The organism is Thermodesulfovibrionales bacterium, assembly GCA_026417875.1.
In the GTDB taxonomy this organism is placed as follows: Bacteria; Nitrospirota; Thermodesulfovibrionia; order Thermodesulfovibrionales; family CALJEL01; genus CALJEL01.
Genome location: JAOACK010000011.1, coordinates 24,616 through 42,199 on the forward strand (window position 1 = coordinate 24,616; position 17,584 = coordinate 42,199).

Below are 17,584 nucleotides of genomic sequence, written 5' to 3' on the forward strand. Positions count from 1 at the left end.
GGAGGTGCTTATATGACAGGATTAACAAAAATCTCGGTATCAGTAATTTTTCTTTTTCTGTCATTGTCTCTATTAGCAGGTTGTGGAAGCAGTACAAAAGAGGCCGGACCAGAGGCAGAGGCGGGTATTGCCCATATTGGATTTACAGAATGTTATAACTGTCACGCAGATGCAAAAAATCCTGCAAGCTTCCCTGTTGCTTTCGGAGACAGTAATTTAGGACCTGGCAAAGAAGGATGGCTCAACGGACCTCACGGAAACAATGAATCCTATAACACAACCACACACCAGAAATATGACATCTATCCTGACAACACCGGCTTTCCTTTCTATGCTTTTTTCTCGGATTCCACCTGTGCTACCTGTCATGATCCCCTTGGAGACGGTAAAAGGATATCAAAATTCTTTATTGCAACCGGCGTTGATAAACTGGGCAGAGTTGACAGACCTGTTATAGGATGTGAATCCTGCCACGGACCGGGTGGAAATCACTATGGCCTTGGTCCCATGCCTTACCCAAAACCGGATTTTAACAGATGCGGTCAGTGCCATAACAATACATTTCCGGCAAATCATCTGCCCTTTCATCCAGAAGGAGATAACATTCTTGAAAATTACAAAGCATCAGGCCATGCAAAGTCAATTAATTCTCACACATATGTTTCTGGAAGCACAACTGATGTAAGGGCAAGATGTTCAAGATGCCATACAGATGAAGGAGCTAAGAGATATATTACAGCTGTGAGCGGTACCGCAGATTATAATACAATTAAAAGTATACTTGATCCTCTTCCAAATATCCTTAATGCCTCGAATGTTCAGTGCAGGACCTGTCATGATGGTCACAATACCTTAAGGCTTCTCGGTGAAAAAGATACAACTTTACCATTAACCTGGTCAGCAGAGTTCAAGACATGCACAACCTGCCACCAGCTCTTAAAAGCTGATGGTACACTTCAGGACCGTGGTTATCACACTCCTTATGATAAAAGTGGCACACAGGTAAACCCTTTTGGCAGTATAGAGGAGATAATTGCAGATACCCATTATGATGACCCTAGTACACCTCAGTGTGCAGGAGGCAATTGTGCTACAGGCGACTTTGTAGCAGGCACTGGCGGCATTGAGGGCTATATTGTCAATCCCTCAGGTAACCACAACGGACTGCCAGGCAATCAGAATCAGGGCATATGCTCAGACTGCCACAATCCCCATAATAGCGATTTAAGTATCCACAAGCAGTGGGCTAGATCTGCACATGGAGGACACATACTTGAAAAGAAGGAAGGAGCAACAAATGTCTATACTGCTTCAGTAACACGTGATGATGCACCTGGCTGGGTATACTATAACTGGAAAAGATCAGGTAGAGCCGCATGTCAGAGATGTCATACATCAACAGGTTTCAGAAACTTTGCCAACAGTCCATCAACTTACAACCCTGCAAATAACTTTTTTATAGCAACTCAGGGTCAGTCTGAGCTACTTTATTGCTGGGCCTGTCATACTGACAATGTAGGAGGCCTTAGGGATCCCGGACAACTTACCTTTGTCTACACTAATAACGCCACAGTAACATATCCTGATGTAGAAGGCTCAAATATATGTATGGCGTGCCATACAGGAAGGGAAACAGGTGACAGTATAAAAAATGATCCTGATGCAGATGGTATAAGAAGCTTTATAAACTCTCACTATCTTGCAGCAGGTGGCACAGTATTTACTACCACAGGATATGAATACACAGGTCGTAATTATAACAACGTAACATTCTATGCCCATGATAAGATTGGCTTACCAGCTGCACCTGGCACCGGAACAAACGGTCCATGTGTTGGATGTCATATGATTTCAGACAACAGTCATCTGTTCATGCCTGTTGAAAAAGATGAATCAACAGATACAATTACTTCCATAACATCAAAGATCTGTATAAAATGTCATACCGGAAACTTTGCCCTTACCCCTGCCAAGCTAAATCAAGAAAAACATGAATATGAAGCAGCTTTAGAGGTTCTCAAGGCAGCTCTTGCATCTAAAGGGATTTTCTTTAGAAATGCCTTTCCTTACTTCTTTGTAGATACAAATGGAAACGGAATCCTTGAACCAACAGAAACAATAGCTTATACAAACTGGGCAGGTCCATATGGTTTTACATACTGGAAGGATACAATGGGAGCAGCCTTTAACCTGAACCTGCTTATCCATGACCCAGGTGGCTTTGCACATAACCGCTTCTACGTAAAGGCTTTGATATGGGATTCTATTGATTTTATTGATAATGGCAATCTCGACCATTCTGTACCTTCAACAATCACAGCTCTCACAGCTGATCCTGATAACCTCGATACCACAATAGATAGTGCCACTGCAGCTGCAGCCTCTGCCTATCTGGGTAATTCAAGACCTGGAGATCCCAATAGACCATAAGAAATAGGAATTTTACCAAGATAAAGCCCCGAAAATTCGGGGCTTTATCTTTTTGTAAAGATTTTTAAAGAACTCCGCTCAAACTAATTCCAGCCATCCAGTATCTGAATCCTGCTTGAGCACCGGCTGCATAATCACCACCCTCTGCACTTAATTCAATCGAAAAATTATTACTGATTGTATATCCAAGGGTCACTGAGCCACCTGCAAAAAAATCCTCTGTACGCTGGTTATATCTTCTGAATGATTGATGGCCTCCGTAGGGTTCGATAAAAAGATATAGCCCTTCTTTTGAGAACTGAAGAGATAAAAATACCTGATGGGATATAAAATCCTCTGGATCAAAATACCCACCTTTTGTCTGTTTTTTAAAGTCAAGATACCTCAATCTGTAACCGGTGCTAATTGACGGGTTGCCTCTGAGAAGCATGTATCTCAATCCTCCCTGCAGATCGTGAGAATAATTGCTGTCAGAATAGTCCCTGAACCTGTAAGCTCCCTCTAATGACAGTCTATGTGAAAGTGGTCCTACAATCCTAATACCTGTCTCTGTAAATTTAATTTCTCTCTCCATAAGAAGTGCCGTATCAGTCATTACATCTCTTGTAAGATTTAGGGAGACTGAGATCTTTGTAAGCTTAATATCTGCCTTAGCGCTGCCAGTTAATACAGTTGATGGATCTTTATTCTCAAGGTTGGTTATTCCAGCAGATACACTCAGAGCATAACTTTCATAATCCTTAGATAACCCTACACTTAATGAATGGGCCTCGTTTTCAAACTTATTGTCCTCTGCTAGAGTTAATCTGTAATGAGTATTAAATCTCCACAGTCCCCTTCTCACATTTATCCCGATAGTATACCTGCTTACTATACTGTCATCAGAATCACTGTAATAACTGTAGCCCATATGGATTCTCGGACCTTTCACATTCTTTAGATATGCCTTAAGCTCTGAAAGGTCCTTTTCCTGATAGGGATAGGATGGCTTTAAAAGTTTTAGACTCTCCTCTGCTGCATCCATCTCACCAATTGCTGCAAGAGAATAGGTAAGTCCAAGGCGTGAATCAAAATCATCTTCCTTCTCAAGGAGATTATTATATATCTCTATTGCCCTCAGATGATTACCTTTCCATCTAAGTGCATTGGCCTTTACAAGAAGGGCATCCCTGTTTTCAGGCTCCTTTTTGAGCACACTGTCAATTTCATTTAATGCATCATCCAGCCTGCCCGACCATGACAGAACCCTTGCATAATGGATTCGTGCATTTAAACTATCTGGATCTTCTGAAAGAATGTATTCAAACTCCCTCAAGGACTCCTCTAACCTTCCTGCCCATGATAGCCTTATTGCCATCTTGAGTCTTTCGTCAATGCTAAAAATTTCCCTCTTTAATGTAAGGGCTTTTATGTATGCCTCTGATGCACTTTTAAGATCATCTATTGCCGTATAATAATCTCCTATTTGCTTATAAATAATGGCCTTTTTAACTCCATCCTTGTTTTCTTCTGCTGCTTTTTTAAGGTCTGTACCTTCGGCAGAAGAACTCACTAGAAGAACAATCAAAAGAATCAATATCCTTTTCATGTATATCTCCTTTTATTTAACATAGAAGACCTTCCCGTTATATAACCTATATACTCCTTAAAGGAAAAAAGATCAATTTTATTATTAATATTCAATCTCGGAACTTTGTGAAAATTTTTTCCTTTTAAAAAACCTTCCTCAGAAGTTAATATATACTTAAATCCAGCCTCTTTTAATAACGGCAGCGCTCTTTCATTGTATAAGCCATAAGGCCAGGCGAATATGTCAGTCTTCTTACCGGTTTCTGAATAAAAAATATCCTGAAAGATCAATAAATCTCTTTTAAATTCCTCTTCATTTAAGCTCTGCATACCTCTTTTAAAATGAAGGTTATAGGTATGACATCCTAAATCTACGAGTCCGCTTTGGAGCAAATATCTGTATTCATCCCAGCTCAGCACAGGCCGGTTGCCACCGAGGTTTATGTAAGAGCCTACATATACTCCGATTATATTTACTGTTGCCTTAAAATTATATTCCTTTAAAAGGGGAAAGGCATAATCCATTAAAGATGCATAACCATCATCAAAGGTTATGATGATACCCTTACGTTCATCGCCTTCTAAAAAACTTTCCACATCTCTAAAAGTTAATGAGACGTAACCGGCTGAATACAGCCATTCCATCTGGGCTGAAAAAAGAGCTGGTGAGATAGTATAATCATCATGAAAATCTTTCGAAATATCATGATAAAGAAGTACAGGTATCTCTTTCTTGAAATACAAAAAATCTGAAAAAAGAGGTGCAGCAAGAAGTGAACCACTTAATTTTAAAAAATTCCTTCTTGTTATGGAAAACCTCATGGTGAATCAATCCTTGATAAAAATTCTTTGATCTGCGAATAACCTTCTTTAAGATAAAAATGAAACACAGGAACATCCCATTCGTCCCAGGAATAAGTCCTGACATTTTCAGCCTTCAGAGGATGCGGTAAGGAATCAGTAATATTATTTTTAAGACCTGTTTTTTCAGCAATGATATGACCTCTGACAGGTTTATAAGATAGAACGATTATTCTTATACCATCAGTTTTTCGAATCTTATTTTCCTTTTCCATCCACAATACCATTCTTGAGCTTGGATCAGTAAAGTTTATTAAGCTCCAGGGTATTCTGAGTTCTATCATATTATCTCTGTAATAAAAGTCTGCCAAAGAATTATAGTCACGGCTTTCATTACAGAGTGTTCCAAATCTTAAATTGCTCATGGAATAAACACGAGATGGATAAAATTTGCTTCCATCCTTGCTTATCCTACGATTATTGGTTTTATTCTGCATTATAACCCAGGAACCCTGTTCCGAAATAAGGGGTCTCACTTCATTATTAAGATATCGGTCATAGGAGTGGCATACAAGTATTCTGCTCTTTTCCTTTCCTGCAAGATGTATTAGAAACTTTAATCCAACAGGACTTAAGAGTTCTGTATTGAAAGGCAAAAGAAATTCTCCATATAAAGGATCACATGTATCTAGACCAATAAGATAATTACTTTTCTGAAAATCTACAGCACCCTTTGTTTCGATAAGTACATACAGAAAACCCTCATCATGCTGAACAAGAAGTCTTCTTAACATTCTTGATTCATCCGAACCATCATGGAATTCAAATATAAGCCCCTCCTTTTTTTCATAAAGGACTGTTGCACCCTTCCATTCTTCTTTATTTCCGTAAAGATTTACCTTTTTACCCGGATAACCTGGATAGGCAGCCAGAAGACCATAATTTTGCTCAGGATCCAGAAAATTGAACCACAGGGGATTTCTATCGGGAGGCAGCTCATAAGGTAAAAAAACCCAGTTTCTCTTATACCATTCATCAAACCAGCTAAAAATTATACCACCTGCCATTCCTGAATGCTCTATTGATTTCATCAGAATCGAATTTATTTCACCCTGTTTTAATTCATCATGTCCTCCCTGATTCCAGCCTCTGCTATGCCAGTGAGCACTTTCCCTGCTACTGGGTACTCCAAATTCACCGATAAGAACAGGCAGATTCTCATGATATTTTTTTAGCTCCAAAAGATAATTTAAATAAGTATTGTCTGTGTGGACATAATCATTATTCATAAAATCCGGATAATAAGGATAAATATGATAGGTAATAAAAAAGCCATTACCCGTCACTGATTTTACTCCGGACATATCCATGGATTCCATGTCTTCATTTTCGTTACAGATTCCTTTTTTCACGTTTATACCCTGCAATATCAATTCATCCTCATAATTTGACTCCGAAGGATGAATGATCGGATCAAGAGTTGGCCAGGTCACTACAGATACCGGATGTGATACTTTATATTTATCATATTCATAGCTCTGCAGAAAATCACAAATTTCTGTTACCCATATTTCAAAAGGTGCTCCATTATTAATCTTCAAAAAATTTCCCTTATAATCTTTCTTTACCCTGCCATATCTTTCATTAAATCCCTTTACAGCACAGGACTCCCATTCTCTGCCAAATATAAAAGCAGCTGTGTAATTCGACACATCAAATATGTACGGTCCGCTTGGATATCCAGGACGTTCAGGAAGTGTTGCATCACCATATACTACTGATAATGCGTCTTTTATATTTGACCTTACGTATTGCATGTAATTTTTATTATAGAAATCATTATTTTCAGGCAATTCGACCCATATCCCCTGAAAGAGATAGAGTTTCTTTTCTGATTCCTCATTGTACTGATAAAGGGCTTCATAAAAGCAAGGTGGATGAATGGTGTAAATCCTGATTGAATTAAATCCAAGTTCAGCAATCTGTTTAAACCATTTAAGGTAGGTACCTTTTTTTATTGGATATTCCCCTGGAAAATAACCTGGCAACCCAAGGCCTATATTTATTCCTTTTACAAAAAATTTACACCACCCTTTCTTATAAATTTCCAGATAATCCTTACCTGTCCTGAATATAGAGTCTTTTTTTCTATCAGCTTCTTTTTTGATATCATTAATATTTTCGGTCATTACGATGTAACTGATAATATCCTTATTATCGGGTTCCAATTCAAGAGCTTTATAAAATGCCCACCTGGCTGTCTTAAAATCTCCAAGTTTATAATGGGCTATGCCAAGACCTAAAAAATTTTTTGCATTCTTTTTTTTCAGCAGTGCTCTCCTGAAAATATTAATTGCTTCCTGGTAATCATTCCTGCTTATAGCTATAAAACCCAGTTCTCCGTAATCCATTTTCTACCCTACTCCTTACGGACTTTATTTTCTGACATGTTCCCACCTTCTCTCTCTAAAGAAGTAATAAAGGGTTGCCTGGAATCTGAAGAAAGAATTTAACTGTCTGTAGCCAAAATTTTCAAGAACTCCATATAGAAGAAGTCTAACAAGATGGTCCCATCCAGGGTACCTTCTGTATGTGAGCTCCTCAAGAAATACACCTGTTGTGGAGAGAAATATCCCGTATACAATTGCCAGAAGGAGAAAAAGTAAAAAATACTCTGTGCTCAGCATACCAAGTATATAGGAAAGGGGCACTACCAGGTAGCCGAGAAATTCCACAACAGGTCCGAACATCTCAAAAATGAGATAATAAGGAAAAACAAAAAGACCGATTCTTCCATAGTATGGATTGAATATCATCTTTCTGTTTTCTATAAGTGTCTGCATGAGACCCATATGCCATCTCCTTCTCTGTCGAGCCAGTGCCTGTACGGTCTCGGGAACCTCTGTCCAGCATATGGGATCTGATATGAACTTAATCCTGTAAGGTTTTTTGTTCCTTCTGTGATATTCATGAAGCCTCACTATAATTTCCATATCCTCAGCAAGATGTTTTGTATGAAAACCACCTGCAGAAATAACTGCATTTTTATTAAAAAGTGAGAACGTTCCTGAAAGTATCAGTATCGATTGAAGGGCATCCCATCCCACCCTTCCAAAGAGAAAGGCCCTTAGATATTCCACTATCTGAAATATAATAAGACCCTTATCAGGAAGGCTGACCTCTCTTACAATGCCCCTTTCTACCCTGGAGCCATTGAGCACCCTTACCACACCTCCACAGGCAACAACAGGTACAGTACTTTCAATAACAGGTATCATTAACCTTATCAAAGCGTCTGGTTCCAAGACGGAGTCAGCATCTACAGTGCATACATATGGTGACCTGCTCACATTGATACCGCAATTAAGGGAATCAGCCTTTCCACCTCTCACCTTATCTATCACAAGAAAATTGGGCATCTCCGGATTATAATAAAAAGCCTTCACAGGAGCGGTCTTGAGGATGTCTCTGTAAACCATATCTATCTTTCTCAAATTAAATTTATTAATTAATAAATCAAGGGTACCATCATCAGAGCCATCGTTTATAACAATTACATCATAAAAGGGATAATTAATAGAGAAAACAGACTCAAGGGTGCGTAATATAACATCCTTTTCATTATAGGCAGCAATTAATATAGAAACAGGTGGTGTTTCTGGTGAATAATTTATTTCCTTTACAGGGGCATATTTTAATTTCTTTATATACTTGATTATCACGGCAATTGATATTGAAAGAAGGACAGAGTAGAGCAGATTAAAAACACCGTAATATATACCTACAAAATAATTAAATCCGATTATTAATGCCCCAATTATCTTCATACAGTCCTTTCCTCGAAAAGGCCTTTTAATTCTTCTCTGACAGGACCGCCAGCTGATTTTAAATATTCCTTTAAGGGGGTTGAGAAACCAAGCCTGTTCATGATATTTAATATCTCCCTTGATTTAATCCTGATATCGCTTTCAGGTACTGTAAGATTATGAATAAGAATACTGTAGAGATCTGTCTTTTCTATCTCTTCACAGAGTATTTCCATTGCATAGCGATCCCTTCCATTAAGAACCCTCAGTATCACATCAAGACCTGCCTCTCCTTTTTTTGCAAGAGAAGCGGCAGCTGCATTTCTCACATAACGGTTCTCGTCAAGAACCAGCCTCTCTAAAAAATTCATAATATCCCTTTTACCGTTGATAGTACCGAGAATCTTTGCCACATGAACTCTTACAAACCAGACAGGATCCCTTGCAAGAGTTAATACCTTCTCTAATGCACTTCCATTTAAGATATTAGAAAATTTTTCTAGAATCTTCAGTGCCTTTGACCTTACCTCTGGATCAGTATGATAGAGATTATCAAGAGCAAGTTCTGCGGCTCCTACATTATTCAGATGGCTGAGGGCATCAAGGATTATGGCTAGTACCTTCGAATCAGAGATGTTTCTACCATACCGGATTAAGAGAAAACTTCCTTTTTCTCCAAATTTAATCAGGGCTGTCTCTATACTTTTTCTAGTTACAAGCCATCTGCTGAAAATTTCCTGGAGGTTATCAAGTATAGCTGCAAGGGCTTCCAAAGAACCAATATTTGCAAGTGCCCTTATGGAAACAGAAATTATTTCTTTGTCTTGAGTGTTAAGCATGGAGCTTATTCTATTAACAGCACTATCAACTCCTATCCTCCCAAGTTTATCAATAGCTGTAGACCTTTTAATCCTGTTTTTTTTGAGCAGCATACTCTCATAAAAACTAACATAACCGAGCCTTATAAAGAGTTCTTTTATATCCTCAGGATATCTTTCCTGAAGTTTAAAAAGGATATCTTCAATTGCATGGAATTTTATTGACCCCGGTGTCGAAAGCAGGCTGTTTATTGCAGGAATTATATCTCTGTTCTCAAGTGCCTGTTCAAGGATTTTAAGATAATAGGACCTTATCCCGTCCATCTCCCTGTACTTTCTTGCATTTGTAATCCGCCTAAGAACAGCAAGAGAGAATAAAACAAGGATAAAAAAAAGTATGATTACCACAACAATAATAATAATCTTCTGCAACATAATAAGAATAAACTATCAGCATTTCCTTTTTCTGTCAAGCGGAATATATTTAACTCAGATTAAAAAAATTACTTTATAATATTACATGGCAAAATTTGTTGATTATGCAGAGATATATGTTAAAGCTGGAGATGGAGGCAATGGCTGTGTGAGCTTCAGGAGAGAAAAATATGTTCCCAGAGGTGGACCTGATGGAGGTGATGGTGGAAGAGGAGGTCATGTGATTGTTAGGGCCTCTCAGGACCTAAATACCCTTCTTGACCATAAATATAAAAAAACCTATAGAGCTCAAAGAGGAGAGCATGGAATGGGCAAAAAGATGCACGGCCGGGATGGTGAAGATACAGTAATACTAGTGCCAGTTGGTACGGTAATAAAGGATGCAGAAACGGGTGAATTGATTGCTGACCTTGACTCTCCTGGCAAGGAGGTGATAGTCGCCAGGGGTGGCAGGGGAGGTCTCGGAAATGCCCACTTTGCGACCCCAACAAGGCAGGCTCCGAGATTTGCTCAGAAAGGTGAAAAGGGTGAAGAAAGGAGGCTTATACTCGAACTCAAACTTCTTGCTGATGTAGGATTGATAGGCCTGCCCAATGCAGGAAAATCCACATTTCTTAAGGCGGTCACTTCAGCAAAACCCAAGATAGCCCCTTATCCTTTCACGACACTTACACCAAATCTCGGAGTTGTTAAAACAGGAGATTATAAAAGCTTTGTCATAGCTGATATTCCCGGACTAATTGAGGGTGCCCATGAGGGTGCGGGACTGGGACACCAGTTCCTAAAACATGTAGAAAGGACAAAGATCTTACTCCATCTTGTTGATATAGCAGAAGATGCGACTGATCCAGTAATGGCCCTTGAAACAGTTAACAGAGAACTCATGCTTTACAGCCCCCTTCTCATTGAAAAACCACAGATCATATTAGGAACCAAGATGGATATAGCAGGAGACGGAAGGAATCTTGAAAGATTAAATGCTTACTGTAAAGAGAAGGGTCTTGATTTTTTCCCTGTCTCTGCTCTCACGCACAAGGGACTTGAATCTGTTATAAAATATGTAACAAAGAAACTCTATGCGAATAGTACTGAAAATAGGTAGTAACATAATAACACAGGCTCTCCGTCTTGATGAGGAGCGTATCTCTTCTATTGCAGAAGAGGTGTCAGGGCTCTGGAAGGAGGGTCATGAGGTTATTATTGTCTCCTCAGGAGCTATTGCTGCAGGAATGGGCAAATTAGGCCTTTCTGAAAAACCTAGGGAGATAGAGAAGAAACAGGCAGTTGCTGCTGTAGGACAGTCTGCCCTTATATGGGCCTATGAAAAAGCCTTTTTAAAGCACAGTCTTAAGGTTGCACAGATTCTTCTCACAGCAGAGGATTTCTCTGACAGAAAAAGATATATAAATTCCAGAAACACAATCCTTACCCTCCTTGGACTCAGGATAACACCTGTTATAAATGAAAATGACACAGTGGCAACAGAAGAGATAAAATTTGGTGACAATGATAATCTCTCAGCCCTTGTGGCAGGACTCGTTGGAGCTCGGAGACTCTTCATTCTTTCCGATGTGAATGGCCTATACAATAAGGATCCAGCTATACATAAAGATGCATTGCTGATTAAGAGGCTCAATTCCAAGGATCTCCATAGAAAAGAAATTCTACAGATGGCAGGAGGAAGCTCCACAAAGGTAGGTACAGGTGGTATGTACTCAAAACTCCTCGCTGCCCAGAAGGCTTCGGGCTATGGAATAATTGTCCATATAATAAACGGGAAAAAGGAGGGATTAATTAAAAAGATCCTCAATGGAGAAGAGCTTGGCACAACCATCCTTCCAGGAGAAGAAAGGCTCACTTCAAGAAAAGGCTGGATCGCCTTTGGTACGAGGGCAAAGGGAAGTCTTACCATAGATGATGGTGCAGTAATAGCTATTAAAGAACAGGGCAAAAGCCTCCTTCCTTCAGGAATCATAAATGTTCATGGCAATTTTCAAACAGGTGATGCTGTTTACTGCGTTGATAGAAGTGGTGTAAGAATAGCCAAGGGACTCACTAATTATTCTTCCTCTGAGATAAAAAAGATCAGGGGCAGAAAGAGCCAAGAGATAGAAGAAATACTTGGATACAAGTATTCTGATGAGGTGATTCACAGAGATAATCTGATAGTTTTAAGTTAATTAATAAGCAAAGGTTTACCTTCCCGTTGCTCTGTTTCAGTATAAATTCTTTTATCAAGGGCCCGAATAAAGGCATCAACCACCATAGGATCAAACTGTCTGCCCGAACATATTCTCAGCTCCTCAATAGCCCTTCTTTTTCCCGGTATTTTTCTGTAGGGTCTTTCAGAGGTCATGGCATCGTAGGCATCTGCAACCTGCAGTATCCTTGAAAGAAGGGGAATCTCTTCTCCTTTAAGTCCATCAGGATAACCACTGCCATCATAATGTTCATGATGATGGCTAATTATTCTTATTACTTCATTCAATTGATTGATGGGACGGAGGATCTCTGCACCTTTTACCGGATGGAGTTTTACAATCTCAAATTCCTGAGGAAGTAATTTATCAGGTTTGTTTAGGATATAATCATACATACCGATCTTTCCGATATCATGAAGAAGGGCTGCCATCTCAAGAATGTTTTTTGACTCACTGCCAAGACCCATCTCCTCTGCTATCATAAGGCTGTATCTGCTCACCCTCTCAGAATGACCCTTTGTCCATGGAGACTTTGCATCAAGGGCATTGCTTAGGGCCTTTATAATGCTGATTAAAAGATCTTCTATCTCCTTTATCTTATTTTTGAGATCTTTAAAGAGTAGTATGTTATCAATGGTAATCCCAAGTATACGGGATATCACGACGACTGCCTCAGGGTCTGCTGTACCAAGTCTTCCATCGGTATACCTTAGACCGAGCACACCTATACTTCTCTTCATTGAGCCTATCTGGGTAACAACATATCCATCATCAATAAGAGGGGTGTCGGATTTAAAAGCCTTCTCCAGAATTGGTCCAGCCATCTCAAGGTGCTCTGGTATGGAATATAATTTATTGAATCTTCCTTGATCAGTTTCGTATATATAGATAGCTCCCTCTGAGGCCTTTGTCTCTTTAAGGGCATTTTCAAGCCCGAATTTTACAGCTGTTGGTATATCAAAGGTATGCATTATCTCGCTACTCGCCATATGGAGTCTTGTGAACATTTTTAATCTGTTTATTTCATTCAGGAGCTCAAGCTTATATATAACATCCCTTACGGTCATCTCTAGGTCTTCTCTTCTGAAGGGTTTATTGATGAAATCATAGACTCCCAGTTTTATAGCCTCAACAGCAAGTCTGTAATCTCCGTGACCTGTAATCACGATAAAGGCTGCATCAGGTGATTTTTCCTTTATCTTTGCCATCAGGTCAAGGCCGCTCATCACAGGCATCCTTATATCTGTTATCAAAAGGTCAAAAGGATAGGTGTTCCAGATATTTAGGGCCTCGAGGGGATTACCCGTATCAACAATCTCAAACCCCAGGCCTTTCAAAATATCCCTGCAGAGCTGCCTGATCAGAGGATCGTCATCAACAACAAGTATCCTTTTCATAATGTCTTAAGCAGATCTTTGACCATCTCCCTGGCACTGTTAAAAATGGAGATGGTTCCTGGCTCAGCATAATCCCTGTAGGTAAAGATATGAGGTTTAAAGGTATTATCTTTATAGTAAAGGGTTATCTCAGCATAAATACCCTTTCCAAGATAAATCCTGTGGCAGTAGTTTTTTGTTGAGGCAAGGACAACCTTTGATGGTGTTAAATAACCGGGATCGAGATTTATCCTCCTTTTACCGCTTACAGAAAAAATTTCCTCTATCTCATTTGTCCTTAACTTGATATCTGCAAGGGATGAGGGATCAATTATATTTTTAAAAAAGATAAAAAATCTCTTAAGATTTTCTCCCATCTCTTTTCTGTAATAATCTGTCCATTTCCACTCCTTAAGAGGTGTGCTGTAAAGGATCTCTCCAAATTCCTTATTGAGCAGCGGCATAACTGTCTCAGTTATTTCCTCTTCAGCTAAAAGTATCCCTGTAAATAATACCGCCTTTTCAGCTTCTCTCAGTCTGCCCAATTCTTACCGTGACTTTATCTTCTATTGTTAAAACTAACTTCTCAGTATGCCATTTATATATTCCTGAAAGTCAGGGGAATCCCAGTCAAAAGGCCCGATGATTCTATGAAGGAGTCTGCCATCCCTTCCTATTATATAGGTCTCGGGTACTCCTGTAAGACCAAAGATCTGAGCAGCCCTCTGTTCATGATCAATAAATACAGGAAAATCATAATTCATCTGTTTCAGGAATCCCAGTGCCTGGAATGGATCATCTCTGTAAAGGACAGTAAGAACTCTAACGCCGTTTCCATTAAATTTTTTATAAAATCTCTGCATTGATGGCATCTCTTCCTTACAGGACGGACACCAGGTTGCCCAGAAATTGATTATTATTATAGAACCCTTTCCATCATCAATTGACCAGTTTCTTGTACCATCAGCTGCTCTGAGAGTAAAAAATGGCACCGAAGACCCCTCTTTGAGGAACTCCTCCTTTTTCTGACAGGAATAGATGACAAGACTAAAGCAGAAGAGAAGTAGCAGATAAGGAGATTTCATAAAATTTATCTTTTTTCTCATATTCTTCAGTCCCTGACAGGCTAGTAACTAACCTGTCTCTACGAGGCTTTCCTCTTCAGCATGGAATACCGGGGTGCCATTTTCAATGGTAACCCTTATCTTGCCAGGCTCATTAAATCTACCCTTTATAAATTCCTCTGCGAGGGGCTCCTCAATGACCTTCTGTACAGCCCTCCTCATAGGTCTTGCTCCATATGCTGGCTGATAGAATTGTTCAAGTATCCATTCCTTGACCTTTTCATCAACCTCCAGATAAAGACCTTTCTGGCTCAGCTGACTATTAAGCTGACTTACGAGCAGATCAAGTATTTCAAGTAAGTGATGTTTCTCGAGAGGATGAAATACCACTATCTCATCCACCCTGTTTAGAAACTCTGGATTAAATACCCGCTTCAATTCATTTAGAACATGTTCCTTTATCCTTCTGTAACGATCCTCTGAATCAGCCCGCTGGAACCCAAGGGGTGTTTCTCTTTCAATGATCTTTGCACCCACATTTGATGTCATTATTATGACTGTATTTTTAAAATCAACCTTTCTTCCAAAGCTGTCTGTAAGAACACCCTCATCAAGGATCTGAAGCAGTATATTGAAGACATCAGGATGGGCCTTTTCTATTTCATCAAAAAGCACCACAGAATAGGGTCTCTTTCTTATCTTCTCTGTCAGCTGGCCTCCCTCTTCATAACCCACATATCCGGGAGGTGCACCTGTAAGTCTTGAGACATTGAATCTCTCCATGTATTCAGACATATCAATCTTTACGAGGGCATTTTCGTTGTTAAAGAGGAACTCAGCAAGTGCCTTCGCAAGCTCGGTCTTTCCTACGCCGGTCGGCCCCAAGAAAAAGAATGAACCGATCGGCCTGTTTCTGCTCTTCAGACCCGCCCTTGATCTCCTGATTGCCCTTGCCACAGCCCTTATGGCTTCATCCTGCGCAACAATCCTTTTATGAAGCTCATCTTCCATCCTGAGGAGTTTCTCTGACTCCTTCTCCTCAAGCTTTACAAGAGGTATGCCGGTCATCATCGAAACAGTATAGGCAACATCCTCTTCTGTCATGATTGGTATCTCATTTGAAATTTTTGAGCGCCACTTCTTTGAAAGATTCTCGTAAATGCGTCTCAGCTTGTCCTCTTCTATCTTGAGCTCGCTTGCCTTTTCATAATCATGAAGCTTCATGTATAGGTTCTTTTCCTTCGCAATCCTCATGAGGTCAAGCTCAAGGTCTTTTAGCTCCTTGGGCGGCATGTTCCTTTTGAGCTTAAGTCTTGAACCTGTCTCATCAATAACATCTATAGCCTTGTCAGGAAGGTAGCGATCAGTAATATATCTTTCTGACAATTCTACCGCTGCTTGAATCGCCTCAAGGGTTATCTTTACCTTGTGATGACTTTCATATTTTGCCTTGAGACCTTTAAGTATCTCAACCGTGTCCTCTGCACTGGGGGGCTGTACATATACGGGCTGGAATCTTCTCTCAAGGGCTCCATCTTTTTCAATATATTTTCTGTATTCATCAATAGTTGTGGCTCCTATACATTTTATCTCTCCCCTTGCAAGGGCTGGCTTGAGCATGCTTGATGCATCGACAGAACCCTCTGCAGCACCGGCACCTATGAGTGTGTGAAGCTCATCAACAAAGAGGATTATATTGTCAGATTGCATTATCTCCTTCATAACAAGTTTCACTCTTTCTTCAAACTGGCCCCTGTATTTTGTACCAGCTATTAATGCACCAAGGTCAAGGGATACAATCCTCTTACCTATAAGATGCTCAGGAACATCTCCGGCAACTATCCTCTGGGCAAGGCCTTCAACGATTGCGGTTTTTCCCACCCCTGGTTCTCCAATCAGTACAGGATTATTCTTTATACGCCTGCCCAGTATCTGCAATATTCTTTCTATCTCATCATCCCTACCAATAACAGGATCAAGTTTGCCCTCCCTTGCCATCTGGGTGAGGTCTCTGCCAAATTCATCAAGCACAGGTGTATGCTGCCTCTTGTCCTTTGTGGCCATGCTCGGTCTTACGGAAAGATTTATGGCGAGCTGTCTTGCTCCAAGAAGATTAGCACCCAGACTTCTCAGAATCTTTCCCGCTATACCCTCTTCCTCTCTGAGAATTCCGAGCAGAAGATGCTCACTACCTATATAATTATGTCCAAGGAGTCTTGCCTCCTCAATTGCCAGTTCCAGTACCTTCTTTGCCCTTGGAGTGAAGGGTATCTCTCCAAAGGTGAGGACATTTGTACCTACAGGTAGAGTCCTTTCCACTTCCATTCTTATCTCTTCAATGGAAAGACCCATTTTTTTAAGGATTAATACCGGAAGGCCATCTTCCTCTCTTAGAAGGGCAAGAAGGAGGTGCTCTGTACCGAGGTAATCATTGTTTCTTTTTTCTGCCTCCTCCCTTGCAAAGATTATTACCCTTCGCCCCCTTTCTGTAAATCGGTCAAACATATATCACCCCATTATTTAGATTGTTCCCATTGTTTATATTTATATTCATAAACAGCTCCTTTTTCATAATACTTCTTTCATACCTCACCTGTCAATCACCTACTGAAGATTCTCTATTGACAAGATAAATATTCAATTGTTAAAGTATAAAAATTCAAAAAAGGAAGGAGGGGGAAAGACTTTGCCCTCTGTTAATGTGAAAGAGAGCGAATCCTTTGAAAACGCGCTCAAGAAATTTAAAAAGCAGTGCGAGAGGGAAGGTATACTTTCTGAGATAAAAAAGAGGGAACATTATGAAAAGCCTTCTGTAAAGAAAAAGAAGAAGGCCCTTGCTGCCCGTAAAAAAGCCCTCAAAAAATTAAAACAGCTTGCGGCAAAATAATGCCTCTTATTGAAAAGATTGAAGAGGATTTCAAAAATGCCTTGAAGGCAGGGGATAGAACTAGGGTATCTGTTCTCAGACTCCTGAAGTCTGCCCTCAAAAACAAAGAGATAGAACTAATGAAACCCCTTAGCGATGAAGACTGTCTGGCTGTTATATCCTCACAGATCAAACAGAGAAGGGACTCCATTGAGCAG

14 protein-coding genes are annotated in these 17,584 nt (G+C 39.9%); 5 read left to right on the forward strand and 9 right to left on the reverse strand.

Annotation, left to right across the window (positions count from 1 at the left end):
• Positions 1 to 12: 12 nt before the first annotated feature.
• Positions 13 to 2,430, forward strand: coding sequence for a C-type polyheme cytochrome OmcB (locus N2257_03645; GenBank protein MCX7793487.1), 2,418 nt, complete (start codon positions 13 to 15; stop codon positions 2,428 to 2,430).
• Between the two features lie 64 nt (positions 2,431 to 2,494).
• On the opposite strand, the gene N2257_03650 is transcribed toward N2257_03645, so the two are convergent.
• From N2257_03650 to N2257_03670, 5 genes are read right to left on the reverse strand one after another with little or no spacing between them, the layout of a single operon-like run.
• Positions 2,495 to 4,018 (reverse strand): tetratricopeptide repeat protein, encoded by a 1,524-nt coding sequence (locus tag N2257_03650; GenBank protein MCX7793488.1) that lies wholly within the window; start codon positions 4,016 to 4,018, stop codon positions 2,495 to 2,497.
• Positions 4,015 to 4,821, reverse strand: coding sequence for a polysaccharide deacetylase family protein (locus tag N2257_03655; protein MCX7793489.1), 807 nt, complete (start codon positions 4,819 to 4,821; stop codon positions 4,015 to 4,017). Before N2257_03655 ends, N2257_03650 begins: the two co-directional genes overlap by 4 nt.
• Positions 4,818 to 7,211 (reverse strand): hypothetical protein, encoded by a 2,394-nt coding sequence (locus tag N2257_03660; protein MCX7793490.1) that lies wholly within the window; start codon positions 7,209 to 7,211, stop codon positions 4,818 to 4,820. Before N2257_03660 ends, N2257_03655 begins: the two co-directional genes overlap by 4 nt.
• 24 nt (positions 7,212 to 7,235) lie before the next feature.
• Complete coding sequence (locus N2257_03665) at positions 7,236 to 8,627, reverse strand: glycosyltransferase (GenBank protein MCX7793491.1); 1,392 nt, start codon at positions 8,625 to 8,627, stop codon at positions 7,236 to 7,238.
• The gene (locus N2257_03670) at positions 8,624 to 9,859 is read right to left on the reverse strand and encodes a HEAT repeat domain-containing protein (protein MCX7793492.1); all 1,236 of its coding nucleotides are present in this window, start codon (positions 9,857 to 9,859) and stop codon (positions 8,624 to 8,626) included. The genes N2257_03665 and N2257_03670 overlap by 4 nt, the downstream gene beginning before the upstream one ends.
• A gap of 85 nt (positions 9,860 to 9,944) precedes the next feature.
• Between N2257_03670 and obgE the strand changes: the two genes are divergently transcribed.
• Positions 9,945 to 10,961, forward strand: coding sequence for a GTPase ObgE (gene obgE, locus N2257_03675; GenBank protein MCX7793493.1), 1,017 nt, complete (start codon positions 9,945 to 9,947; stop codon positions 10,959 to 10,961).
• Positions 10,936 to 12,039 carry a glutamate 5-kinase gene (gene proB / locus N2257_03680; protein ID MCX7793494.1) on the forward strand — a complete coding sequence of 368 codons (1,104 nt, stop codon included), beginning with the start codon at positions 10,936 to 10,938 and terminating at the stop codon, positions 12,037 to 12,039. The genes obgE and proB overlap by 26 nt, the downstream gene beginning before the upstream one ends.
• Here proB and N2257_03685 read toward each other — a convergent pair.
• The 4 genes from N2257_03685 to N2257_03700 are packed head-to-tail and all read right to left on the reverse strand — an operon-like array spanning position 12,036 to position 17,005.
• A complete protein-coding gene (locus N2257_03685; GenBank protein ID MCX7793495.1) occupies positions 12,036 to 13,457 on the reverse strand; it encodes a response regulator in 1,422 nt (473 codons plus the stop codon). The two genes, proB and N2257_03685, sit on opposite strands and share 4 nt — an antisense overlap.
• A complete protein-coding gene (locus tag N2257_03690) occupies positions 13,454 to 13,981 on the reverse strand; it encodes a DUF4416 family protein (GenBank protein MCX7793496.1) in 528 nt (175 codons plus the stop codon). Before N2257_03690 ends, N2257_03685 begins: the two co-directional genes overlap by 4 nt.
• Before the next feature lie 33 nt (positions 13,982 to 14,014).
• The gene (locus N2257_03695; GenBank protein MCX7793497.1) at positions 14,015 to 14,521 is read right to left on the reverse strand and encodes a TlpA family protein disulfide reductase; all 507 of its coding nucleotides are present in this window, start codon (positions 14,519 to 14,521) and stop codon (positions 14,015 to 14,017) included.
• A 48-nt stretch (positions 14,522 to 14,569) separates the two neighbouring features.
• The gene (locus N2257_03700; protein ID MCX7793498.1) at positions 14,570 to 17,005 is read right to left on the reverse strand and encodes an ATP-dependent Clp protease ATP-binding subunit; all 2,436 of its coding nucleotides are present in this window, start codon (positions 17,003 to 17,005) and stop codon (positions 14,570 to 14,572) included.
• A gap of 181 nt (positions 17,006 to 17,186) precedes the next feature.
• Here N2257_03700 and rpsU point away from each other — a divergent pair, with 181 nt between their 5' ends.
• Together rpsU and N2257_03710 are read left to right on the forward strand one after the other, a co-directional pair.
• A complete protein-coding gene (rpsU, locus tag N2257_03705; GenBank protein ID MCX7793499.1) occupies positions 17,187 to 17,387 on the forward strand; it encodes a 30S ribosomal protein S21 in 201 nt (66 codons plus the stop codon).
• Positions 17,387 to 17,584, forward strand: a 198-nt coding sequence (locus N2257_03710) for a GatB/YqeY domain-containing protein (GenBank protein ID MCX7793500.1), incomplete at its 3' end; no start/stop codon positions are given. The genes rpsU and N2257_03710, both read left to right, overlap by 1 nt.